This window comes from Microbulbifer agarilyticus (genome assembly GCF_001999945.1).
Classification (GTDB): domain Bacteria; phylum Pseudomonadota; class Gammaproteobacteria; order Pseudomonadales; family Cellvibrionaceae; genus Microbulbifer; species Microbulbifer agarilyticus_A.
The window spans coordinates 2,528,434-2,549,757 of sequence record NZ_CP019650.1; the positions used below are offsets into that span (position 1 = coordinate 2,528,434).

The 21,324-nt window shown below is 54.8% G+C and carries 18 protein-coding genes; 6 read left to right on the plus strand and 12 right to left on the minus strand.

The annotated features are described in order from the left end of the window. Positions 1-13 precede the first annotated feature (13 nt). The gene (gndA, locus tag Mag101_RS10380) at positions 14-1,534 is read right to left on the minus strand and encodes an NADP-dependent phosphogluconate dehydrogenase (RefSeq protein WP_077404435.1); all 1,521 of its coding nucleotides are present in this window, start codon (positions 1,532-1,534) and stop codon (positions 14-16) included. A gap of 252 nt (positions 1,535-1,786) precedes the next feature. On the opposite strand from gndA, the gene Mag101_RS10385 reads away from it, so the two are divergent. The 4 genes from Mag101_RS10385 to Mag101_RS10400 all read left to right on the plus strand — a co-directional run bounded on the left by Mag101_RS10385 (position 1,787) and on the right by Mag101_RS10400 (position 5,445). Further along, positions 1,787-2,320, plus strand: coding sequence for a PH domain-containing protein (locus Mag101_RS10385; RefSeq protein ID WP_077404438.1), 534 nt, complete (start codon positions 1,787-1,789; stop codon positions 2,318-2,320). A gap of 68 nt (positions 2,321-2,388) precedes the next feature. After that, positions 2,389-2,916: a PPC domain-containing protein gene (locus tag Mag101_RS10390; RefSeq protein ID WP_077404441.1), complete on the plus strand. Its 528-nt coding sequence runs from the start codon at positions 2,389-2,391 to the stop codon at positions 2,914-2,916. Positions 2,917-2,965: 49 nt separating this feature from the next. After that, positions 2,966-3,736, plus strand: coding sequence for an esterase/lipase family protein (locus Mag101_RS10395; protein WP_232324985.1), 771 nt, complete (start codon positions 2,966-2,968; stop codon positions 3,734-3,736). Between the two features lie 683 nt (positions 3,737-4,419). Then, positions 4,420-5,445: a mechanosensitive ion channel family protein gene (locus tag Mag101_RS10400; RefSeq protein ID WP_077404446.1), complete on the plus strand. Its 1,026-nt coding sequence runs from the start codon at positions 4,420-4,422 to the stop codon at positions 5,443-5,445. Positions 5,446-5,517: 72 nt separating this feature from the next. On the opposite strand, the gene Mag101_RS10405 is transcribed toward Mag101_RS10400, so the two are convergent. Next, positions 5,518-6,525 carry a tryptophan--tRNA ligase gene (locus Mag101_RS10405; RefSeq protein ID WP_077404449.1) on the minus strand — a complete coding sequence of 336 codons (1,008 nt, stop codon included), beginning with the start codon at positions 6,523-6,525 and terminating at the stop codon, positions 5,518-5,520. 201 nt (positions 6,526-6,726) lie between these two features. After that, positions 6,727-8,790 carry a TonB-dependent receptor plug domain-containing protein gene (locus Mag101_RS10410; protein ID WP_077404452.1) on the minus strand — a complete coding sequence of 688 codons (2,064 nt, stop codon included), beginning with the start codon at positions 8,788-8,790 and terminating at the stop codon, positions 6,727-6,729. A 167-nt stretch (positions 8,791-8,957) separates the two neighbouring features. On the opposite strand from Mag101_RS10410, the gene Mag101_RS10415 reads away from it, so the two are divergent. Both Mag101_RS10415 and Mag101_RS10420 read left to right on the plus strand, forming a co-directional pair. Then, positions 8,958-9,626, plus strand: coding sequence for a response regulator transcription factor (locus Mag101_RS10415; RefSeq protein ID WP_077404455.1), 669 nt, complete (start codon positions 8,958-8,960; stop codon positions 9,624-9,626). Beyond that, complete coding sequence (locus Mag101_RS10420) at positions 9,619-10,926, plus strand: sensor histidine kinase (protein WP_077404458.1); 1,308 nt, start codon at positions 9,619-9,621, stop codon at positions 10,924-10,926. Before Mag101_RS10415 ends, Mag101_RS10420 begins: the two co-directional genes overlap by 8 nt. Before the next feature lie 6 nt (positions 10,927-10,932). Here the strand turns inward: Mag101_RS10420 and Mag101_RS10425 are convergent, their stop codons facing one another. The 9 genes from Mag101_RS10425 to relA all read right to left on the minus strand — a co-directional run bounded on the left by Mag101_RS10425 (position 10,933) and on the right by relA (position 21,324). After that, positions 10,933-12,021, minus strand: coding sequence for a tRNA-queuosine alpha-mannosyltransferase domain-containing protein (locus Mag101_RS10425; protein WP_077404461.1), 1,089 nt, complete (start codon positions 12,019-12,021; stop codon positions 10,933-10,935). After that, the gene (locus tag Mag101_RS10430) at positions 12,021-12,905 is read right to left on the minus strand and encodes an NAD(P)-dependent oxidoreductase (protein ID WP_077404464.1); all 885 of its coding nucleotides are present in this window, start codon (positions 12,903-12,905) and stop codon (positions 12,021-12,023) included. Before Mag101_RS10430 ends, Mag101_RS10425 begins: the two co-directional genes overlap by 1 nt. 105 nt (positions 12,906-13,010) lie before the next feature. Then, positions 13,011-13,811, minus strand: coding sequence for an undecaprenyl-diphosphate phosphatase (locus Mag101_RS10435; RefSeq protein ID WP_077404466.1), 801 nt, complete (start codon positions 13,809-13,811; stop codon positions 13,011-13,013). Positions 13,812-13,834: 23 nt separating this feature from the next. Then, entirely contained in the window at positions 13,835-14,578 is a 744-nt protein-coding gene (tsaB, locus tag Mag101_RS10440) for a tRNA (adenosine(37)-N6)-threonylcarbamoyltransferase complex dimerization subunit type 1 TsaB (protein ID WP_077404469.1), read from the minus strand. Between the two features lie 243 nt (positions 14,579-14,821). Beyond that, the gene (locus Mag101_RS17840; RefSeq protein ID WP_157520301.1) at positions 14,822-15,658 is read right to left on the minus strand and encodes a hypothetical protein; all 837 of its coding nucleotides are present in this window, start codon (positions 15,656-15,658) and stop codon (positions 14,822-14,824) included. Between the two features lie 280 nt (positions 15,659-15,938). Then, positions 15,939-16,958, minus strand: a complete 1,020-nt coding sequence (hemH, locus tag Mag101_RS10450) for a ferrochelatase (RefSeq protein WP_077404472.1) — start codon at positions 16,956-16,958, stop codon at positions 15,939-15,941. A 328-nt stretch (positions 16,959-17,286) separates the two neighbouring features. Continuing rightward, complete coding sequence (adk, locus tag Mag101_RS10455) at positions 17,287-17,940, minus strand: adenylate kinase (RefSeq protein ID WP_010132891.1); 654 nt, start codon at positions 17,938-17,940, stop codon at positions 17,287-17,289. A gap of 256 nt (positions 17,941-18,196) precedes the next feature. Continuing rightward, a complete protein-coding gene (gene mazG, locus Mag101_RS10460) occupies positions 18,197-19,024 on the minus strand; it encodes a nucleoside triphosphate pyrophosphohydrolase (RefSeq protein WP_077404474.1) in 828 nt (275 codons plus the stop codon). A 47-nt stretch (positions 19,025-19,071) separates the two neighbouring features. Next, positions 19,072-21,324: a GTP diphosphokinase gene (gene relA, locus Mag101_RS10465; RefSeq protein WP_077404477.1), complete on the minus strand. Its 2,253-nt coding sequence runs from the start codon at positions 21,322-21,324 to the stop codon at positions 19,072-19,074.

Below are 21,324 nucleotides of genomic sequence, written 5' to 3' on the forward strand. Positions count from 1 at the left end.
CTAAAGCTAGCAATCACAATTTTTGCATCGGTCGGCCAGGCTCACTCCACAATACGTGGTACTTCTCCTGCTCAGGCTTGTCCACGCGTGAGAACGTGTGCGCACCAAAGAAATCGCGCTGCGCCTGCAGTAGGTTTGCCGGCAGGGATTCGCGGCGGAAGGCATCGTAGTAGCTAAGCGCCGAGGACAGTGCCGGAACCGGGATACCACCGATGGTGGCGTCGGCCACTGCACGGCGCCAGTTACCCTGGTGCTCGGCAATCTGCTGGATAAAGAAATCGTCCAGCAACAAGTTAGACAGTTTCACATCGCGCTCGTAAGCATCGCTAATGGACTGCAGGAACACCGCGCGAATGATACAGCCAGCACGCCAGATTCTGGCAATTTCGGCAAAGTTTAATTGCCAGCCCTGCTCACGCGCCGCCAGCTTCATCAGGTCGAAACCCTGAGCGTATACGCAAATCTTCGCGCAGTAGAGAGCATCGTGGAGCTGTGCAATCACTTCCTTGCGTCGCTCTTCCGCAACCGGGGCGATCTCTGGGCCGATCAGCTTTTTCGCCGCGCGTCCGCGCAATACCTTGCGGGTGGAAAGCGAACGGGCAAATACCGCTTCCGCAATACTTGGCGCGGGGCAGCCAACTTCCAGTGCACTAACCGCCGTCCACAGACCTGTACCTTTCTGGCCCGCGCGATCGAGAATCACATCGACCAATGGCTCGCCGGTTTCTGTATCGCGGGTATCCAAAACTTCAGCACTGATATCAATCAGATAGCTGTTCAGCACACCCTTGTTCCACTCGCGGAACACAGCGGCAATTTCGCTGGGGGTCATTTCCAGCGCACTGCGCATCACGTCATAGACTTCGCAGATCATCTGCATATCGGCGTACTCAATACCGTTATGCACCATTTTGACGAAGTGTCCCGAGCCGATAGGACCTATATAGGCGGCACAGGGCTCACCCTCTTTGACTGGGTTACCAGGCTCGAAACGCTCAATTGGTTGGCCACTCGCAGGGTCAACCTTTGCGGCGATCGCATGCCAAACAGGCTCGATGCGCGCCCAAGCATAGCGGTCACCACTTGGCATCAGTGACGGTCCGAAACGCGCCCCTACTTCACCGCCAGAAACTGCCGTGGTGAAGAAGATAAGCTTGCCCTCGTAACGCTTGCAGCGCTGTACCGAGTCGGTCCACAGGCTGTTGCCAGTGTCGATCACGATATCGTCGGCCTGCAGACCGGCATCCAGCAGCTTGTTGCAGACATCATCGACCGGGGCACCGGCCGGCACGGACAGAATCACCAGGTGGGGCGCCTTGGTGCGGGACAGCAGCTCGGTATATGAGTTACACACTTCGACCCGCGGAGGCTGATCACCACGTTCTTTGGCATCCTGCTCTAACAGATCTTCCAGACGGCTGTGGTCTAGATCGAAGGCACACACGCGGTATCCGTTGTCCACCAGGTTGAGGATTAGGTTCTTCCCCATCACGCCGGCGCCAATAAAGCCGATATCGCATAGTGTTTCTGACATGTAGTTCTCCAGTGCGCAGGAATCTTGTATTGCCGCGGGGTTCGCCCGAACGCCGCCGCTCGCTCAAAGGGCGCGGAGTATAGCAATCGAACTAGCGCTGCGGGAGCGCATTTTGACACTGGGGCCATTGTAGTAGCCCCGCAGGGCATTCACCGGTTTCTCACACCGGGGCTGCGAGGGTACACTTCAGCCCTGACCGACGAGCCGAGAACTATTCTTGAGCCGTTTCATGCGTTTAAGAGACCTATGACGATGCCCGAGCAGTCCCCCAAGTTGAAAACGGCACGCTTTAATGCCCCCTGGAGCAGAGAGCTGAAGCTACTAACGCTTCTGGCCAGTGTCATTCTGATCGGGATCAGCACGCTTCTGCTGGTAAAGGAACCCGAGCAGTCACCGCCCCTATACCATCTGGGTATCTGGCTACCACTGGTGCTGCTGGTACTATGCGCATTGTTTACCGTCCGGGGATATCAACTGGAGGGCGACCAACTGCTGGTACTACGCCCTGGTTGGCACAGCCGGGTTTCATTACGCGAATTGCAATCGGTAACCCTGGACGCGAAGGCAATGGATGGCTCCATCAAGCTATTCGGTAACGGCGGATTGTTCAGCTATCTGGGCCTGTTTCGCAACAAGAAGCTCGGGCGCTATCGCGCCTACGCCACAGACGCGGCAAAGGCCGTAGTGATCAAATTCCCAACATCAACAGTAGTGGTTACCCCGGACAAACCGCAGCTATTCGTGCAGGTCGCACAGAAACTGGCAGGTACCACAGGAGCCTCTTGAGACCCGTCTCTAGCCCTTTCCGGCCGAGACTATGCCACCAGATGTTGGCGCTGAACTACACTCAGTAAATGCAGAATTACAGCGACGATCCGAATAGACAGCACGCCATCCCTCGCCTGCAGATTGCAGCTCTCGTTTGCCTGCTGGTGGCGAGTTGGCTGAGCTTGGCCGGAGAATCGCGTACCGAACCCCTGCAGTTTGCCAAGGGCGCCACCAGCGCTTCCGTTTCCGGCAAAATCCAGGGCTACCATGGCGTCAACTACACCCTCGCGGCAAAGGCCGGGCAGCAGATAAGCATAACGCTCACCTCTCCTCATACCGCCACCTACTTCAACGTTTACGGCCCTGGTACCGGCCCCGGCGATGCGGCGATCTACGTTGGGTCAATCAAAGGCGAGCGTTTTTCTGAAAAACTCCCTTCCAGTGGCACTTACACGATTCAGGTCTACATGATGCGCAGTGCCGCACGTCGCAACGAAACAGCACCGTTTACGCTGCAGGTGGAAATAGATAGCAAACGCAGTAGCCGTTCGCGCAAGGAGAAAAACCCAAGTCGTCTGGCGGCGTCATTTGACCCAGAGTCTGACGGGAGTTAACGTCTGGGGACTTGAGTATCTACCCCGAGAAATGGAATTCTTGAATACCATGAAACCCCTGCTGCCCACGCTCGCTATCGCCGCACTTATACTTTTGCTGCCTTCCTCCGCGCTCGCCGGAGACTGCGTGATACTGCTACACGGCCTCGCGAAGTCCGACCATTCCATGCAGAAGCTGGATTCAGCACTTACCGATGCCGGGTTTGCCACCGTCAACGTGGATTACCCCTCCACCGATCACCCCATCGAAAAACTGGCAGGCCCTGCGATTGCACCCGCTCTGGACCGCTGTACAGAACTGACCGGCAAAGAAACCAGCCAAAGCAAGGTACATTTTGTTACCCATTCCATGGGCGGCATTCTGGTGCGCCAGTACCTTGGTAATGTGAAAGTCGAAAACCTTGGACGGGTGGTGATGCTCGGACCACCCAATGGCGGTAGCGAAGTGGTGGACAACCTGGGAAGCTTTCCGGGGTTTCAGTTTATGTTTGGCGAGGCGGGGCTGCAGCTAGGTACAGGAAAAATGAGCGTGCCCAACAAGTTGGGTGCGGCGAACTTTGAACTTGGCATTATCGCCGGTAACCGCAGTATCAACCCGATTCTGTCCACCATGCTCCCGGAAAAGGATGACGGAAAAGTCACCGTTGCTAGGACCCGTCTGAAGGGAATGAAAGACCACATTGAAATGCCTGTCACCCACGTATTCATGATGAAAAACCGCAAAGTAATTGCGCAGGTGATTCACTTTCTAAAGCGCGGCACCTTCATGCGCGAAGTATCATCTATCCAAAGCGGCATTAACCCGAAATCGCGCGACTGATTTTGAGTTCGGCAGCCTACACTTTTGGATCTTTCCTTTAGCGGCAGGATTTTCAGTAGTGCAGCGTCCGTCATCGCTCTCCAGCGCTATCAATACGCCCAGAACCCGTGATGCCGTCCTAAGCGCTGCATACCCATTAGCAACCTCTCGTGCTGCGCGGCAACTTCGTCACAGCCTGCTCATATTGCTCGTGTATCTGTCCAGCCATACCGTATACGCCGATGGGAGCCAAGCTTCACCAATAGTCGGGAGCACAGGGTCACAGTCAGCGCAGCCCCGCGGTGCACACATCAAACCGGCAAAAATCCAGTTAAGCCAGAACAGTGAGAATGAGCTTTTCGCGAATGGCATAAAGGGCTCTCTCCAGGGTGAGCACACCCGAGAATATCTTTTCGCTGCAAATACCGGACAACAGCTGCAACTGGATATCTTGAGCGATCATGCGCTAGTAGGATTTCGTATCACCGCGCCTGCATCAACACGTGCTCTCCACGAAAGTCGTGTCAGGAAAAGCAGTTATTCCGTGACCTTACCGCGCGATGGTACCTATCGGATAGTGGTCTTTCTCATGGAAGCTGCTGCCAAGAAAGACGAGCGCGCTGATTTCACCCTGAACATTCGAATCAGCAACCCGGGATGACATTTCCACGAATGAAATAACGCTCGGAGTAGTATTCAACACTGTGCAAGAACAATCGCAAGACACAGCTACGCAAATTGACGCAGATCTAAGCCAGGCTATCGGTCAGGTAGATAATTGGGTCGACAGTGCCGTCAAATTACTGCCAAATTTTGCCGTAGCGCTCGTTGTACTAGTGGTCTTCTATTGCGTCGGCGCCTTCCTGCGCTTTCTGGTCCATCGCTATCTAAACCGGCGCAATCGCTCCAATTTAGGTGAGGTGCTTGGCAGCCTCGTAAAGTGGGGAGTTATCCTCGCCGGGCTGTTAATCGCCGCCACAGTCGTCATGCCGAGCTTGAAGCCGGGAGACCTGATTGCCGGTCTCGGAGTCGGGTCTGTAGCAATCGGCTTTGCCTTCAAGGATATTCTGCAGAATTGGCTGGCTGGACTGTTGATCTTGATCCGACAGCCATTTGAGGTTGGAGACCAAATCCAGATCGCAGACTTCGAAGGCACGGTAAAACGCATCGAAACTCGGGCCACCATGATCAATACCTACGATGGGCAGAGAGTGGTCATCCCAAATAGCGATATCTACACCAGCGCTATTCTCGTGAAAACAGCGCGCTCAATGCGAAGAAGCGATTTCGACATCGGTATTGGCTACAGTGACCGAATCGACGAAGCCTGTGGCGTGATTTTGGAAACATTGCAAGGAATTGAAGGGGTGGCTCAGAAACCGGCCCCAGAGGCACTCCCCTGGGGCCTGGAAGCAAGCTGGGTCACAATTCGCGCCCGCTGGTGGACCAACAGCTTGCAAACGGACGTCACCCATGTGCGGGCTCAGTTTATCGAAAGAGTTAAAACCGCGCTCGACGAGGCTGGTATCGATATGCCCTTCGAAACTCAAGTCCACCTCTTCCATGACCAGACCGATGAAACCGATGGAGAACGCGGCGTACAGCGCGAAGGCTGGCCAAAGGGCAAGCAAGCTTCCCCGCGGGCGCGGTGGAAGGCCATGGTGGAAACCGAGGACGACTGCCAAGGGAACAGCCAGGCGACAAAAGCACAGCCACGAAATCGCGGCTAACTCCCTTGATCAGCGTTGCTTTAACGTTGAAAACCGCCCCCTACTTTGAGGGAGCAGCAATCGGTGTCGGGTTTAGCCGATTTTGCGGATGCCCACCGCTTCACGTAGCTTCGTGAGGAAAGGCGCGGAGTAAGCACGGGCTTTTTCTGCGCCCTTCTCCAGCTCAACCTCAATTTGGGCAGGATTGGCCAGCAGAGCCTCGTAACGTTCACGGGCTTCGCCTACCTGGCCATTGATCAGTTCAAACAGCTGCTTTTTGGCCTCACCCCAGGCAATACCATCGGCAAATGCCTGACGCATTTCGGCGGTCTGCTCCTTGGTAGCAAATGCCTGCCAGACCTGGAAGACCGTGGAGGTGTCCGCATCCTTCGGCTCACCGGGCTCCAGCAGGTTGGTCTTAATCTTGTTAATGTGCTTTTTCAGCTTCTTCTCGGGCAGGAACAGCGGAATTGTATTGCCATAGCTCTTGCTCATTTTTCGACCATCGAGCCCCTGCAAGACGGATACGTGCTCATCCACCACTGCTTCCGGCAGCGCGAAGTGTTCGCCGTAGTGGTGATTAAACCGCGCAGCAATGTCACGTGCCATTTCGATGTGCTGAATCTGGTCCTTGCCCACCGGAACCTTGTTTGCGTTGAACATAAGAATGTCCGCCGCCATCAGGATCGGGTAGCTGTACAGGCCCATATTGATGCCGAAGTCGGAGTCTTGGCCGTCATCGCGGTTAGCGTCGACCGCAGCCTTGTACGCGTGCGCGCGATTCATCAGGCCTTTGGCGGTCTGGCAGGTTAGCAGCCAGGTAAGTTCTGGAATCTCCACGATGTCCGACTGGCGGTAAAACACCACGTTATCGGTATTCAGCCCCAGTGCCAGCCAGGTCGCGGCAATTTCCAGGGTGGACTGGTGCACCTGCTCCGGATCCTGACACTTGATCAGCGCATGGTAATCCGCCAGGAAGTAGAACGACTGGTTGTCAGCGTCCTGGCTGGCCTCAATTGCCGGGCGTATCGCGCCCACATAATTACCCAGGTGAGGTGTGCCTGTCGTCGTAATCCCGGTAAGAACCCGCTGTTTCTTCATAGCTCGTGAACATTCCAACTGAAAACTGGTATCCCGCACACGTGTTGCGCGGAGCGCTATGATACCGGCTTCCCGACCCAGACTAAACCGGCAAGGGGAGAGGAAAATGTGGAAACGGCAGATAAGCCATGCCAGAGAGCCCGCATGACCCTCTGGCATTTAACGAATGCCTGCGCCACTCACCGCGTGAAGGCCAGCGGACTAAAATTGAACTTCGATGCCAATAGACGGGAACAGGATATCATCGGAGTTTTCGGTTACCGGAACGTCTGGCCCGAAGCCCGGAGGCTGCTTATCCAGTACCTCTTCATCAATGGGCGTGTATTCATAGGCCTCAACATTAGCCTGCCCGTAAGCATTCAGGATATCTGCATAAAACTTATAGTAACCCCAGCTTTTTTGCTTGGTGTACTCCGCGCGAAAGTCCAGGCGATGGTAGGCCGGCAAACGTTCAGAGTTCAGTGTGCCGTATACCGGCTCCAATACGTCCGGAGAACGTTCGCTTGGCGTCAATGACAATACTGGCGTGTATTTTTCACCGCTCTGGTAGTTCCACTTGATCCCGAACATCCAGTTTTCAGACGGTCGGTAATTCAGCACCAGATTGAACAGCACCGGCTTGTCGTACTGAAAATCGATCGTCTCTCCCGTACGTGTGTGCTCGCGCTCAGTTTTTGCCAGGCTCAAAGACGCCCAGCCATACCATTTTTCGGTAATTTCCTTGTTTACCAGGAACTCAAGTCCGTATGCACGGCCAGAGGCATCGTTGGTGTAATTATTCACTACATCAGAGATCACCACATCCTGCATGTTCTTGTAATACACGTCCGCCCCCCAACTCCAGCCGTCTGTGAGTTGTTGCTTAATGCCCCAGACGTAGTGATCGGCTTTGACGGTCGTCAGGTTCGGATTGCCCAGAACATCCACCATTTGCTCGAGCTCTGGCAGTTGCGAGTACTGCCCCAGGGCCACGTAGGTATCCCAGTTTTCCGCAAATTGGTAATCCCAGCGCATTCGAGGTTCCACCCGGCTTTCCCCCAGATAGTTATCATTGCTGATATGGAGTCCAAGAGAGAGCTGCTGGCGGGCGTTGAGTGTGATGAGGTCCTCAATAAACATGGCTGCGCTGCCGATGCGAAATTGATCCCGATAGGCAAGGTAATCCGCATCCACGGTCGGACACTCAGGCTCCAGGTCAGCACAGGGAACGTACTTCGCATTGAAGTCCACATCAAAGCTGGATGATTCGTAGCTAATACCGGCCGTCAACAGGTGTGCTTTGTTAAGTGGCTGGGTGTAACTACTGCGCAGAATAAAGCGGTCGGAATCGGTATTCTGGAACTGATTGGCGCCATAGTAGATATCATCGTAACCGCTAATATGACTCAAAATGGTACGTAATGAGCGCTGATCCCGACTCCAGTTCCAGATCACGCCCTGGCTATCAAAGCCTGTTTGAATTTCCGCGGGGCCAGCAAAATCTGGGTCGCGGGCTACCTCTTCACTTCCATCCGTAAATGTAGCCGCCAGAACATCCCCCGCTCCTGCGGCGACAATGGCCAGGCTGTTTTCCGGGTTGATATTCCATTGATACTTCAGCTGATAGTCGTCACTGATTGGCAGCTGATCAATACTAAAGCCCGGGTCGTCATCTGCAAGATCGTCCTCATCAAACATCACGTCCATCAGGCTACGGCGATACGAGGCGTAAAATGCCTGATTTTCCCCAATGCCGCTCTCAATCATGGCGCCCCCCTGCAGAAAGCTCCAGTTGAGGGTGGTGGTAAACTCCTGATTTCTCGGTTCTCGTAGGGAGACGTCGATTACGCCACCGGTTGCATTGCCATATTGACTGGAAAACGCCGCCGGATGCAGGTGGAATGAATGGATTAGATCCTTGTCGAAGATACTGTTACCAAAGATGTGAAAAATGTAGTTCGCAGGAATGAGATCGACGTAATACGCGTTATCTTGCGGAGCCGAGCCACGAATTACAGGTTCCGGAGAAAAACCGTTGCTGGAAAAAGTAACCCCCGGTAACGAATAGATCGCCTGCAAAGGATCCAGAGCGGCTCCAGCGACACTCAACAAGCGCTGCGTTTCAGCAGTCTGCTCCGTCGGCACAATTTTTTGATTTGTTTCGGTAACCACCACCTCCTCAAGCTCACTTGTATCTGCGGTCTTTTCCGTCGACCCAAGCACTGGACTGGAAACTGTGAAAACCCCTGCCAGAGGGAGCGCATACTTTTTTAGGAAGGTGTTCATTCGCTGTTACTATTGCCGTTTATTGAGTACCCCAAATTTATCAGAACCCGGAGCAGACAACGTAAGCGGGAGTAAGAAGGGCGCAGTTTTTTCGTAAGCAATTGTAATTGGGCCGACGTACTTCACGGAGCTGCCGTAAAATACATCGCAAAAACAGGGCAATAACCATGCACAACATCCTACTGGTCGAGGATGACGATGAAATAGCGCGCCTCACGTGTATGTATCTGGAAGCGGAAGGCTATCAGGTTTCGACTATCCAGGATGGCGATCAGGCTATTGATGCCATTCGCCGTCGGAACCCCGACTTAATCATCCTCGACTTGATGTTACCGGGCCTTAGCGGCGCAGAAATCTGCCAGCAAGCACGCAACTTCCATCAAAAACCGATACTGGTATTAACCGCCTGCGACGATGACGCTAATGAAATTGGCCTACTCAAACTGGGCGCGGACGACTATCTGGCAAAGCCTCTGCGCCCACACGTTCTGACCGCACGTATTGAAGCGCTGCTACGCAGAAGCTCACAGACTCATTCCGCCCAGGAAGTTGACACTGTCACTTACCAACGGGAAATCGATGCATTCATGTACAACGGGAAGCGACTGGAGCTCACCGATGCGGAGTACGATTTACTCAAGCTGCTCTATGACCACCGGGGCAAAGCGGTTTCGCGGGAAACCTGTTGCCAGGGCCTACGCGGTATTCATTATGACCTCAGTGATCGTTCCATCGACATGCGCATTTCTGGACTGCGCCGCAAACTTGGCGATGACAGCAAGCCCTACCGAATGATTCGGACGGTGCGCAATAAAGGGTATTTGCTCAATGGCTAAACGTTTCTTTCAGTCATTTTTTCGCCGTATTTACCTGTTTGCATTTGCGGCACTGCTGTGCGGAGTCTGGCTGACAAACCTGATGTTGCAGTCACACTTTGAGAGTGACGACCTGAATTACTTTACGAGGATTGCCAGCAACGTCGCCAAAATGCGGGAAGACCCCACTCATGCACCCGTTAACCTTGAAGAGTTTTCTCGTATTTTCGCGCCCAATAATCCGGCTCGTTTTGTCCAAGCGGATCAAATGCCGGCGGTTTGCGCCAATTGCGAACTGATAGACATTGTCGACGACATACGCTACTACCGGGCCAGCAATGAATTATTTATTGCCGTATTACCCGAAGATTCAGAGGGCCAAAATCTGGTTCTGTCATTCAATGGTTGGGAAGATGAAGACAATGGCCTGGTTATATCGACACTGATTGTCACGGTAACCATTTTGTTCTCAATCGCCATTCACTGGCCTCTTCAATACCTGCGTAACACCATTAACAGTTTGATTCGGGTATATCGAGAATTTGGCAATGGGAATCTAAGCGCACGCGCCAATGAAAGCATCGATGCACCACTGGATAATCTGGCAAGAAACTTCAATCTCATGGCGACCGATATTGAGGAAGGCGTACGCGAACGAGAGGTTTTTGCCCAGGCAATCCCACATGAAGTGCGTACCCCCCTGAGCCGGATTCGCCTTGCCAATGGACTTCTGCGCAAGTCCCAACCCGCAGAATCACAGCAGGAACTGCTCAACGATATCGACGGATATATCGACGACATTGATGAATTGATTACGCAAATCGTGGAGCTGAGCCGCCTCAACACTAACCGGGAAGAGCAAACGAATTCCAGCGAGCAGATTCATCTCGAGGGCTTTATTCAGCAGCGCGTAAACGCATTAACACCGCCCCCTCACATTCAAGTGCGTGTGGCGGTTCCCTCATTCACTGCGGTTAACGCGCAACCCAGCTACCTGCGACTGATACTGGATAACCTGCTGAGTAATGCCCTAAAGCACGCGGAATCAATGGTTTGCATTGCGGTATCCGCGATCTCTACGGGCGTAGAAATTACGGTAGAAGACGACGGCCCCGGTATCCCTTCGACACAACGAGATACGGTGTTTGTGCCCTTCGCACGACTCGACGCCAGCCGCAGCCGCAAAACCGGTGGCCTGGGGTTGGGGCTCACCATTGCCAGGGCCGCTGCGCGCAGGATTCAGGGAAGTATTCAAATAGATACCAGCCATCAATTTGGCGGTGCGGCAGTCACGATTGACCTGCCCCAGACGGCGGCGTGATGGCCACTAAACTGAGCTGACAATGGACTGAATCAGGTCGCTGTAGGCGGCTCGGCAGTGTTCCCAGCTGTATTGGGCCATGGTTACTGCTGAGCGGGCGCCCTCAGTCCCCTTGCGACCTGCGACCGACCGCAAGCGCTGCATTGCTGCCGCTTCAGAATCATACAGGCAGGAATCTGGATAAAGTTCTGGGTAGGCCATGGCATTAGGCACCAGCGGTGACGCGCCGAGCGCTGCCGCTTCCATCGCGGCCAAACCCTGGAATTCGTGGTAAGCGGTCGACAAAAAGACGTCGCTGGCCGCCAACAGTGCACGGTATTCGTTCAGGTCTTCAATATACCCTACCCGCTGTAAACGGTGCGCGAATCGGCTCTGAATCTCACCGATCTCTGCCGGCACCGTGCGAAACGACTGGCCGAGTAAATTAAGCTGGTAATCAACCCCTGACGATTCAAGTCCATCGAGTATACGTACAAGGCGGTCGAGCCCTTTATCGTACTCCCAGCGTGCAGCCCAGCTGATTGTTAGCCCCGCAAACGCCTCGCGGGGTGCTTGTGGAGGAGTAAACAAATCATTTTCGAGGGGAACCGGCAGCACCAGACTCCGCTCGGCAATTTGCTCGACAACCCGCGGCGGCACCTGATCTGGCAGCTTGTTGAGTAAGGCCGCGGCCCCGTCGAGAAAGGTGCGACGGTTAAACGCAGAATTGAAAGCAATTTTGTCGCCACAGAGCGCGGTATAGATATTGAGGATCTGTGGCTCCACCGACTGATGCGCCTGGCCACTTTTCGGGTAAGCGAACTGGTTTTCGTGAAAATAGATCAGGGTGGGGAGAGCTGCGAGCGACGGCACCAGGCCGCGGAGTGCGGAAAGGTCGGTCATGGACGTGGCGATGAGCAAGTCGTAGGGCTGCTCCAGTACAGGCCTCTCGGCACCCATCCCCCAACTCAGACTGTTTCCCCGTATGCGCCAACTGAAGTAGCGCGGCGGCAAAGTCAGTACCGTCCAGTGCCAATCGGGAAACGCAGCCACGAGCCCGCGGCGCCATCGCCTGTGGCTCTCCGCATCATAGGCTGACAGCAACAGTATGCGCATTAGTCAAACTTGCGCACATTCTCCAGGCGCGCAAACAGGCTGGAGGTATCCCAACGGTTGCCACCAAGAGCCTGCACTTCGCTGTAAAACTGGTCGACAAGCGCAGTTACTGGCAACAAAGCCCCATTGCGGCGCGCCTCATCCTGAACGATTGCCAGATCTTTACGCATCCAGTCCACTGCAAAGCCGTGCTCGTAATCGCCCGCAAGCATAGTCTTGTAGCGGTTTTCCATTTGCCAGCTTTGTGCGGCGCCTTTGGAAATCACCTCCACTACCTGCTCCGGATCGAGGCCTGCGGCGCGGGCGAAGTGCAGCCCTTCCGACAAACCCTGCACCAACCCGGCAATGCATATCTGGTTCACCATCTTGCACAGTTGACCACTGCCCACCGGCCCGAGCAGGTTTACTGCGCGCGCATAGCAGTCCAGTAAAGGTTTGGCTCTCAGAAAATCCGCTTCACTACCACCGACCATGATTGTGAGCGCCCCGTTTTCGGCCCCTGCCTGACCACCGGATACCGGCGCATCCAGAAAGCCAAGTTGGTGTTCCGCGGCCATGTCTGCCAGTTCGCGCGCCACATTGGCGGACGCGGTGGTGTGATCCACAAACAGACTCCCCGGCGCCATGCCAGCAAACGCGCCGTCTGGGCCCACCGTTACCTGACGCAGATCATCATCGTTACCCACACAGGCAAAGACGATCTCAGCCCCTTCTGCAGCCTTGGCAGGCGTTGCAAACGCTTCCCCCTGATACGCTTCAAGCCACTGGCTGGCCCGACTTCCGGTACGGTTGTAAACCCGAACCTGGTACCCGGCCCGGGAAAGGTAGCCCGCCATGGGGTAACCCATGACACCAAGGCCGATAAACGCGACAGTTGCCTTCATAGTTGCTCCAGGGTCAAAGTTGTGCGGGTCAGAGTTGTGCAAGTCAGAGTTTCCCGGTCGACGCTGTGCAGTCCTTTGCTGTGACCGGGCCAACTACTAGCGGATTCAGGCTGAAACAATCAGCCAGATCAGTACCGCACCCAACAGCAAGCGATAAATGGCGAAAGGTGCCATACCAATGCGACTAATAAACTGCAGGAAAAAGTGAATACACAGATAAGCGCTAATTCCAGACAGGATCACGCCAAGGAAAATACTGCCCCAAGGCACTGCTTGCGTATCGAGGAGCTCAAGGGTCAGCAGGAGCGCACTCAGGGCGATAACGGGAATCGACATCAGGAAAGAGAAGCGCGCTGCCGCCTCCCGTTTCATACCTAACATTAACCCGGCCGTCATGGTAATACCGGAGCGCGAAGTCCCGGGGATAAGCGCAAGGGCCTGTGCAGCACCGATCATCAGTGCCTTCTTCCAGTTCAGCTTGGACAAACCATCGAGTCGTTTACCGTAGACGTCTGCCCACCACAGCAACAGGCCAAAGATAATCGTGGTAGCCGCAATGACGGCCGATGACCGCAGGTGGGTTTCGATAAAATCTTTAAACGCGAGGCCCACCAACCCGGCGGGAATGGTAGCCAGAACAATAAGCCAGGCGAGCCGCCCCTCATCGCTGAACTGCCCGGTTTTAAAGCCACCCAGGCCATCGCAGATCAAATGCCAAACATCCTTGCGGAAGTAAATAAGTACCGCCATCAAAGAACCGAAATGCACGGCCACATCAAACGCCAAGCCCTGATCCGGCCAACCCAGCACCTGATTCGGCAAGATCAAATGCGCGGAGCTGGAAATGGGCAAAAATTCGGTAATCCCCTGAATAAGCGCGAGGATAACGATCTGAAAAGTTTCCATACTATTTCAACTGCATAAAACGATTATTTGGATGGTCGAATCCGCTCGCGCTTTTTCCAGGTAACTTCGTTACGCAAGTATGCGGGTTGCAGTGTGTCGGCGGAGACCTGCTTTCCTTGCTGCCACAAATCCGCAGCGAGCACAGCAATATCCTGCGCGTGAATCCCGGCATCCAACAGCAGCTCCCGAGGATTCAATTCAGCGAGTTCTGGATATCCCCAACCGGGACCTGCCGCGAGCAGCGCGGCCTTACCCTGATCCACACCGGATTCACCCGCAGTCACATATCCGGCAGACTCTAGTGAAGCAATCACCTGCTCCGGGGATGATACCTGATCCGGCAACAGCGCGTGTCCCGGCTTGGTCACATCATACAAGCCCCAATACACCTCTTGCATCCGCGCATCCAGCGCAGCCAAAACAGGCATTTGTCGTGTCGCCCAATCCGGATTCTCTCGCACCGCCCCCAGAGCCAGTGCAGCAAGGCTCGAAACAGGGACAACCGGAAGGTCCGCAGAGAACGCCAGCCCCTGTACGCAGCTAATCGCGATACGCAGGCCAGTAAACGAACCGGGGCCCTGGCTCACCGCCAGACTGTCCAGCTGACCCAGACTGTATCCACTCTCCCCCAGTACCTGCTCCACCATGGGCAGCAGCCGGCGAGTATGGTCACGCTCGGCCCGGACAAACCTCTCTTTTACTTGCCCCTGGTCATACAGGGCCACAGAACAGGCACCAGAGGTAGTATCGACAGCCAGGATTTTCAACGGATAAGGCCCTATTTCGGTGAGATCAAAGTAAACGGCTACAAACGCCGCCGGCCATGGGCATCCATCGCTCTGCTGGCTGCAGAGGCGTGGAGACGCGGCCTAAGGGATTGGGGGCGAATTGTGGCATGGCCAGCGGCAAACGCAACCGGCGAGATAGGGAAATAAAAAAGCCCCGGGGGCTTGGACCCCGGGGCTCTCATCACAGTCTAGCCCCCGTGCGCCTGCGCAAGGGGTTACCAATCAAGCCTTCTTCGGTGGGCGACCGCGGCGCGCACCCGCTTTTTTGGCCGCTGCCTTTGGCGGGCGTCCACGACGGGCTGCTTTCTTAGGTGCCGGCTTGGCCGCTTTCTTGGTTACCTTCTTAGCCTTAGCGGCCTTCTTGGCGGTTTTCTTAGCCGGCTTCTTGGCTGCTGCCTTTTTCGCTGCGGCTTTCTTGGGACGTCCGACCGCTTTCTTTATCGCAGCTTTGGCGGCAGATTTCTTGGCTGCGATTTTCTTTTTCGCCTTCTTCGCGACCTTTTTCGCTTCCGCTTTGGCTTTGGCCAGGGCTTTTTTCTCTAGCGCCTTGGCCTTAGCTGCTGCCTTCTTGGCCGCAGCTTTCACCTTTGCCGTCGCCTTCTTCTCGGCGGCTTTTACTTTTTTGGCATCAGCCTTGGCTCGCGTTTTTTTCCAACGCGCTTCAAATGCCTTTAATGCCTTATCCAAATCCTTGTCGGCATTAGTGGACAACTTCTCAGCCAAATCTGAAACGGTTTTCTTCGCCGACTCTTCCGCCTGACGAACGGAATCCATCGCGCTTGCCTTGGCAAGACCAAATTTCGCCACCGCCAGTTTGGCGCGTAGCTCACGTAGTTTGCTGTTAGCCGATGCGAGTGAATTCTTTGCTGCTGCAGTATTGGATTTTTGTACCCGGGCGCGCGCTTTGCCTACACGATCCAACTGCGCATCCAGAGCTTTCGCCGCAGAATCAACCGCTTTCTGCGCTTTGGTTACCACCGGTGAGGCGGTAGCTGCGGCTTTGGCGGCCGGTTTTGCTACCCGTTTTGCCTTGGCCTTTTTCTTTGCGACTCGTGCCATCCCTTGTCTCCTTTCTCTATATGAGAAGTCACTGTGAACACTGAAGTGTATATCGACCAACTTTGAACAATTGAGAGCAGCCCAGCCATTAAAAATGACGCGGCTGTATCAAAGTTAATAAAAAAAGGAGGGTTTGCAAGAAAAAAGATTAAAAACAACCAAAAAACACAAAATATTTGGATTTTTTTTGGGTTTCAACGGATTTCACACAAATTTTCCGTTGAAACCTCACTCGAAATACTCAGGCGGACGCCGTATCAGGAAAAGAAAATTTTAAAACTTATGCATTTGTTTGATGAAAAACGGCCGCAGGCAATCGATCACGCACAATAGCCTCCAGAGCCTGCATATGATCCGCACGGGCGTTGAGTGCGGGAATGTATCGGTACTCCGCACCACCCGCATCAATAAAGTTAGCGCGATTCTCCACCGCGATTTCTTCCAGGGTCTCCAAACAGTCGGCCGAAAACGCCGGGCAAATGACATCAACACTGGCAACGCCATTTTGCCCCCACTCAATCAGAGTTTTATCGGTATAGGGCTGCAACCATTCCGCTTTACCAAAGCGGGATTGAAAAGTGATTTCCCATTTATCCCTCGGAAGCTGCAAGGATTCCGCCAGGAGTTCCGCGGTACCACAGCAGTGCTGGTAATACGGGTCGCCCTTGCGGACGTTCGCCTTGGGAATCCCGTGAAACGACATCAGGAGCTTTTCTGCGGCACCGTGTTTTTCCCAGTGCTCACGCACGGAATTCGCCAACGCCGCAATGTACCCAGGGTGTTGCCAGTATTCGTGTACCACCGAGATATCGGGAACATTGCGGGATCTGCGCATGATGTCCGCCACCTGATCGTAGATAGCGCCCGTAGTCGTCGCGGAATATTGCGGGTAAAGCGGCAGGAGGGTGAACCCAGATGCGCCCTCTTCCTGCAACCGCATCACCGTTTCTTTGAGGGACGGAGCCCCGTAGGTCATCGCATAGGTCACAGTAAATTGCCCCGGCGTAGCAGCATCGAATCGCTGCTGCAAAAGGGCCACCTGCCGCTGTGTGTAATAGGTGATTGGCGATCCGGTAACGGCTTCTCCATCTAGCCCCTGGCTCCAGATCTCGCGATACGCCGGGGCGATCTTGGCGGGCCGAAACGGCAGAATGAACAAATTCAGAATCATCGCCCAAATGGGACGAGGAATTTCTACAACCCGCGGGTCGGACAGGAAGTCCCGGAGAAACTGTCGAACCCCACTTGGGGTCGGTTCCGCTGGAGTGCCCAGGTTCATCAGGATAATCGCGTGCGCCATGTTGCAATGGGCTCCTTTTGGTCTTGCAGGCCCCACTTCAGGTGTTTTAAGGCTAACCAATGTAGCGCAGCCACCGAGCAGGGTTCAGCGAAATTTTACAAGCTTATGGTTCGCGGTAAACCCGTTGTTCGGAGGGTCAATTACCTTGAGATGGATCGAACCAGAACCCTATACACCGAGATCATCCGTTTGGATTAACGCCGACAGGTAAAATATCGCTGCATAAAAAAAGCTCCCGAAGGAGCTTTATGTTACTGCACACCGTTGCCGCAAGAGGTACGAACGCAGCGTGGAATAGACTGTGCAGTTACCGGGAAGAGCACAGAGCTTAGCTCAGCGCCTCAATCACTTTTTCACGGATATCATCCATGGAGCCTACGCCTTCTACCTTGCTGTACTTGGGCGCAGTTTCCGGCGCGCGCTGCGCCAGCTCACGGTAGAATCCAACCAGCGGCTCAGTCTGCTCGTGGTAAACCGACAGACGGTTGCGCACAGTTTCTTCGGTGTCATCGGCACGCTGTACCAGCGCCTCACCGGTTACATCGTCCACGCCTTCGTTCTTGGGCGGGTTGTAAACCAGGTGGTATACACGGCCAGAACCTTCGTGCACGCGGCGGCCCGACAGGCGCTGAACGATTTCTTCGTCATCAACGGCAATTTCGAGCACGTTGTCGATGGATACATCGGCATCCAGCAGCGCCTGGGCCTGAGGGATGGTGCGAGGGAAACCGTCGAACAGGAAGCCATTCGCGCAGTCATCCTGAGCGATACGCTCCTTAACCAGGGCGATAATCAGATCGTCGGATACCAGCTTACCCGCGGCCATTACGTCTTTGGCTTCCAACCCCAGCGGAGTGCCGGCCTTGACGGCAGCGCGCAGCATGTCGCCAGTAGAAATCTGAGGAATTCCAAACTTCTCGGTGATGAACTGGGCTTGAGTCCCTTTACCGGCGCCAGGCGCGCCCAGAAGAATGATTCGCATAAACAGATAGTCTCCAGATCATGCCGAGGCCATTATTGATTGTTCCGGACAGGTGATTCCGGCGGCGCCCCGAGAAAAGAGCGCTACCTTACACTTTGCCCCAACACAGAACAAGCCCGCATGTGGTCAGGCCGAATTTGGTAATTTTTTTACAATTTGGCCAACAATTAAAGCAGATTGCCGCCGCAATGGCGAAAAAACAAACAGAACAATTTAAGGTCCTGAGCGCGGCACAAACCAGCTAATCGGCGAAACGTTACGCTTCTGCTGAGTCACTTCCGGCACTTTTCGCCGCGTCCCACAGCCTGTCCAACTCCTCCAGAGAAACGTCGGTAGGCTGCAGGTCCCGAGCACGCAACGCGGCCTCTACGGCGCCGAAGCGCTGCTCAAATTTTCGATTGCTCATGCGCAAGGCACTTTCGGGGTCCTGCTTCAGGTGACGCGCCACATTGACACAGGAAAACAGTAGGTCTCCGAGCTCTTCACTGGCATGCTCGCGATCACCACTGGCGATTGCCTCGCGCAGCTCGCGCAATTCCTCTTCGACCTTGCCGAGCACACCGTCAATTTCCGGCCAATCGAAGCCGACTTGTGAAGCGCGTTTCTGGAGCTTCGCCGCTCGGGTGAGCGCCGGCAATCCCGCGGCCACACCATCCAGAGTGCCGCCCTCGCCCTTCTCCTGCCTTTCCGCAGCCTTAATCGCTTCCCAGTTCGCCTTTACCTGCTGTTCGTCAATCTCCGCGGTGGCATTGTCACCGTAAAGTTCACCCGACGGAAATACATGCGGGTGCCGGCGCACTAGCTTACGTACCAGAGTGTCAACCACACGGGCAAAGTCAAAGTGCCCCTCTTCACGCCCGAGTTGCGCATAGAAGATAACCTGAAAAAGCAAATCCCCAAGCTCTTCGTGCAGGTGTTCAAAATCTTCCTGCTCAATCGCCTCGGCCACTTCGTAGGCCTCCTCAATCGTCGAGGGGACGATGGTGGCGAAGCTCTGCTTGAGGTCCCAGGGGCAACCACCATCGGGGTTCCGCAGCTGGGCCATCAGGTACTGAAGATCTTCAACGCTGTAGTTTTGCTTCATTTTCCGCGCCTTCCAGTCCGCGGCTATATCAGGATGAGCAGAAATTATCAGTGCAATATGCGCCGTTTCGCTGAAGCGATATTCGGCAACTGGTTAATACGGTGCAATACCTGGCTCAATTCTTCAAAGTTATGAATTTCGGCGGTAATGACCATATCCACTGTGTGCTTGTTTTTGTTGGAGTGGGTCTGCATTGCCGTAATATTGATCCGCTGACTATCCAGCATGGTGGTGACATCCCGCAACAGGCCGTGTCGATCGTAGGCCTCCACCATAATTTCTACGGCATAAACTTCCGTGGGCTTCTCTGACCATTCCACCTGCAGAATCCGCTCTGGCTCATCTGCCTGCATACGCAGCATATTCGCGCAGTCTTTACGGTGAATGGAAACGCCGCGACCAAGCGTGATATACCCCATGATCTCGTCGCCCGGTAACGGGTTACAGCAACCGGCAATGTGGGTCATCAGGTTGCCCACACCATCAATATAGACATCCGCCTGCCCTTCGCGGGCAACCGGCGCCGTCAGTGAAAGGACTGGTTCGTCCTGTTGCACTTTGACCATGCGTTGCGCCGCATTCAAAACCTGGCCCACACCAATATCCCCCGCCCCAACGGCCGCATAGAGGTCGTCCAGCGAGTGCATATTGAGTTTCTGCGCCAACTTTTCGTAATCAAAGTCCGGGAGTGCCAGCTGCTTGAATTCACCATCGAGGATCGAGCGGCCCTCCGCGATATTCTGATCCCGCGCTTGCTGCTTGAACCAGTGAATCACCTTGGCGCGGGCACGGGAAGTGGTGATATAGCCCATGCTACGCGAGATCCAGTCACGACTGGGGGACTCCCGCTTGCCGGTCAGAATTTCTACCTGATTGGCCGTCTGCAGCTCGTGGTTGAGTGGCACAATGCGCCCGTCCACCTTGGCTCCGCGGCAACGGTGGCCGATCTCGGTGTGAATGCGGTAGGCGAAGTCGAGGGGGGTCGCGCCCTTGGGCAGGTCCACCACGTGTCCATCTGGTGTGAAAACGTAGATACGTGTGTCGACATCGCTGGCTTGCAGGTCGTCCTGCAGCGGATTGCCGCCCACCTCTTCGTGCCAGTCCAATACCTGACGTAACCAGGAAATTTTTTGCTCGTAGCCGTCTTGGCCTTCCAGCTGGCCCGATTTTTTATCGGTCCCCTTATAGCGCCAGTGGGCACACACCCCGTACTCCGCCTCTTCGTGCATGGCGAAAGTACGGATCTGGACTTCGAGCACTTTGCGATCCGGGCCGATTACCGCGGTGTGCAGAGAGCGGTAGCCATTTTCCTTGGGTGAGGCAATGTAATCATCGAATTCATTGGGGATGTTTCGCCACAGATTGTGAACGATACCCAAAACCGCATAACAGTCGCGCACAGTAGGGACAAGAATGCGCACCGCGCGGATATCGTAGACCTGTGAGAACCCGATATTTTTCCGGCGCATTTTCCGCCAGATACTGTAGATGTGCTTTGCGCGCCCAAATACTTCGCCGTCGATATCCGCCTTGTGCAGCTCGTTGCGCAACAGGCTCAGTACATCGTCGATATACTCCTGTCTCGCCAAGCGCTTTTCGTCCAGCAGACGCGCAATCTGCATATAGTCATCGGGTTCGAGATAGCGAAATGCCAGGTCCTCAAGCTCCCACTTGATATGCCCAATACCCAGTCGGTGCGCCAGAGGCGCGTAGACATCGGCCACCTCGCGAGCAACCCGGCGCCGTTTGGCTTCATCCGCATTTTTTGCCGCGCGAATGGCACAGGTGCGTTCGGCAAGCTTGATTAGCGCAACCCGCACATCATCAACCAGCGCCACCAGCATCCTGCGGATATTTTCCGAATGCTCTTCAACCGCACCGCTCTGATTTTCTTCACCGGTATCGGCGCTGCGGCTGCGAATCACCGCCATGCGCAATACGCCGCGAATAAGTTTGGCGATGGTCTCGCCCATTTCCGCTTCAACGGTTTTCAGCGGTAAACGCTTCTCTCGCACTGCGCGATACAGCATGGCCGCACACAGCGCCTCGCCGTCAATTTGCAGATCCGCGAGAATTTCCACCATTTCCAGGCCGGTAAGGAAACTGCTCGCGCCTTCCGCCCAGATATTTTCCGCTTCGATGGCCCGCTGTTCCGCGTCCTCACTCATCTCCACGGCTTTGCGCAGAGTGACGACGGTACCGCCGTCGAGCTGGGCCATGGACTGGATGTGGCGAAGCCATGCCTCCCGGTCCAGGGTGCCATCAGCTAAGCGCGGATAATTTTTTCTAACCTGTACCAA

Excerpts from the sequence above, each read along its gene's own strand:
- Mag101_RS10425 (WP_077404461.1), bottom strand. The coding sequence starts at position 12,021 with ATGCGCATACTGTTGCTGTCAGCCTATGATGCGGAGAGCCACAGGCGA.
- Mag101_RS10395 (WP_232324985.1), top strand. The coding sequence starts at position 2,966 with ATGAAACCCCTGCTGCCCACGCTCGCTATCGCCGCACTTATACTTTTG.
- Mag101_RS10420 (WP_077404458.1), top strand. The coding sequence starts at position 9,619 with ATGGCTAAACGTTTCTTTCAGTCATTTTTTCGCCGTATTTACCTGTTT.
- Mag101_RS10390 (WP_077404441.1), top strand. The coding sequence starts at position 2,389 with ATGCAGAATTACAGCGACGATCCGAATAGACAGCACGCCATCCCTCGC.
- adk (WP_010132891.1), bottom strand. The coding sequence starts at position 17,940 with ATGCGAATCATTCTTCTGGGCGCGCCTGGCGCCGGTAAAGGGACTCAA.
- Mag101_RS10385 (WP_077404438.1), top strand. The coding sequence starts at position 1,787 with ATGCCCGAGCAGTCCCCCAAGTTGAAAACGGCACGCTTTAATGCCCCC.
- Mag101_RS10410 (WP_077404452.1), bottom strand. The coding sequence starts at position 8,790 with ATGAACACCTTCCTAAAAAAGTATGCGCTCCCTCTGGCAGGGGTTTTC.
- gndA (WP_077404435.1), bottom strand. The coding sequence starts at position 1,534 with ATGTCAGAAACACTATGCGATATCGGCTTTATTGGCGCCGGCGTGATG.
- Mag101_RS10430 (WP_077404464.1), bottom strand. The coding sequence starts at position 12,905 with ATGAAGGCAACTGTCGCGTTTATCGGCCTTGGTGTCATGGGTTACCCC.
- Mag101_RS10415 (WP_077404455.1), top strand. The coding sequence starts at position 8,958 with ATGCACAACATCCTACTGGTCGAGGATGACGATGAAATAGCGCGCCTC.
- mazG (WP_077404474.1), bottom strand. The coding sequence starts at position 19,024 with ATGAAGCAAAACTACAGCGTTGAAGATCTTCAGTACCTGATGGCCCAG.
- Mag101_RS10405 (WP_077404449.1), bottom strand. The coding sequence starts at position 6,525 with ATGAAGAAACAGCGGGTTCTTACCGGGATTACGACGACAGGCACACCT.
- Mag101_RS10435 (WP_077404466.1), bottom strand. The coding sequence starts at position 13,811 with ATGGAAACTTTTCAGATCGTTATCCTCGCGCTTATTCAGGGGATTACC.
- Mag101_RS17840 (WP_157520301.1), bottom strand. The coding sequence starts at position 15,658 with ATGGCACGAGTCGCAAAGAAAAAGGCCAAGGCAAAACGGGTAGCAAAA.
- hemH (WP_077404472.1), bottom strand. The coding sequence starts at position 16,958 with ATGGCGCACGCGATTATCCTGATGAACCTGGGCACTCCAGCGGAACCG.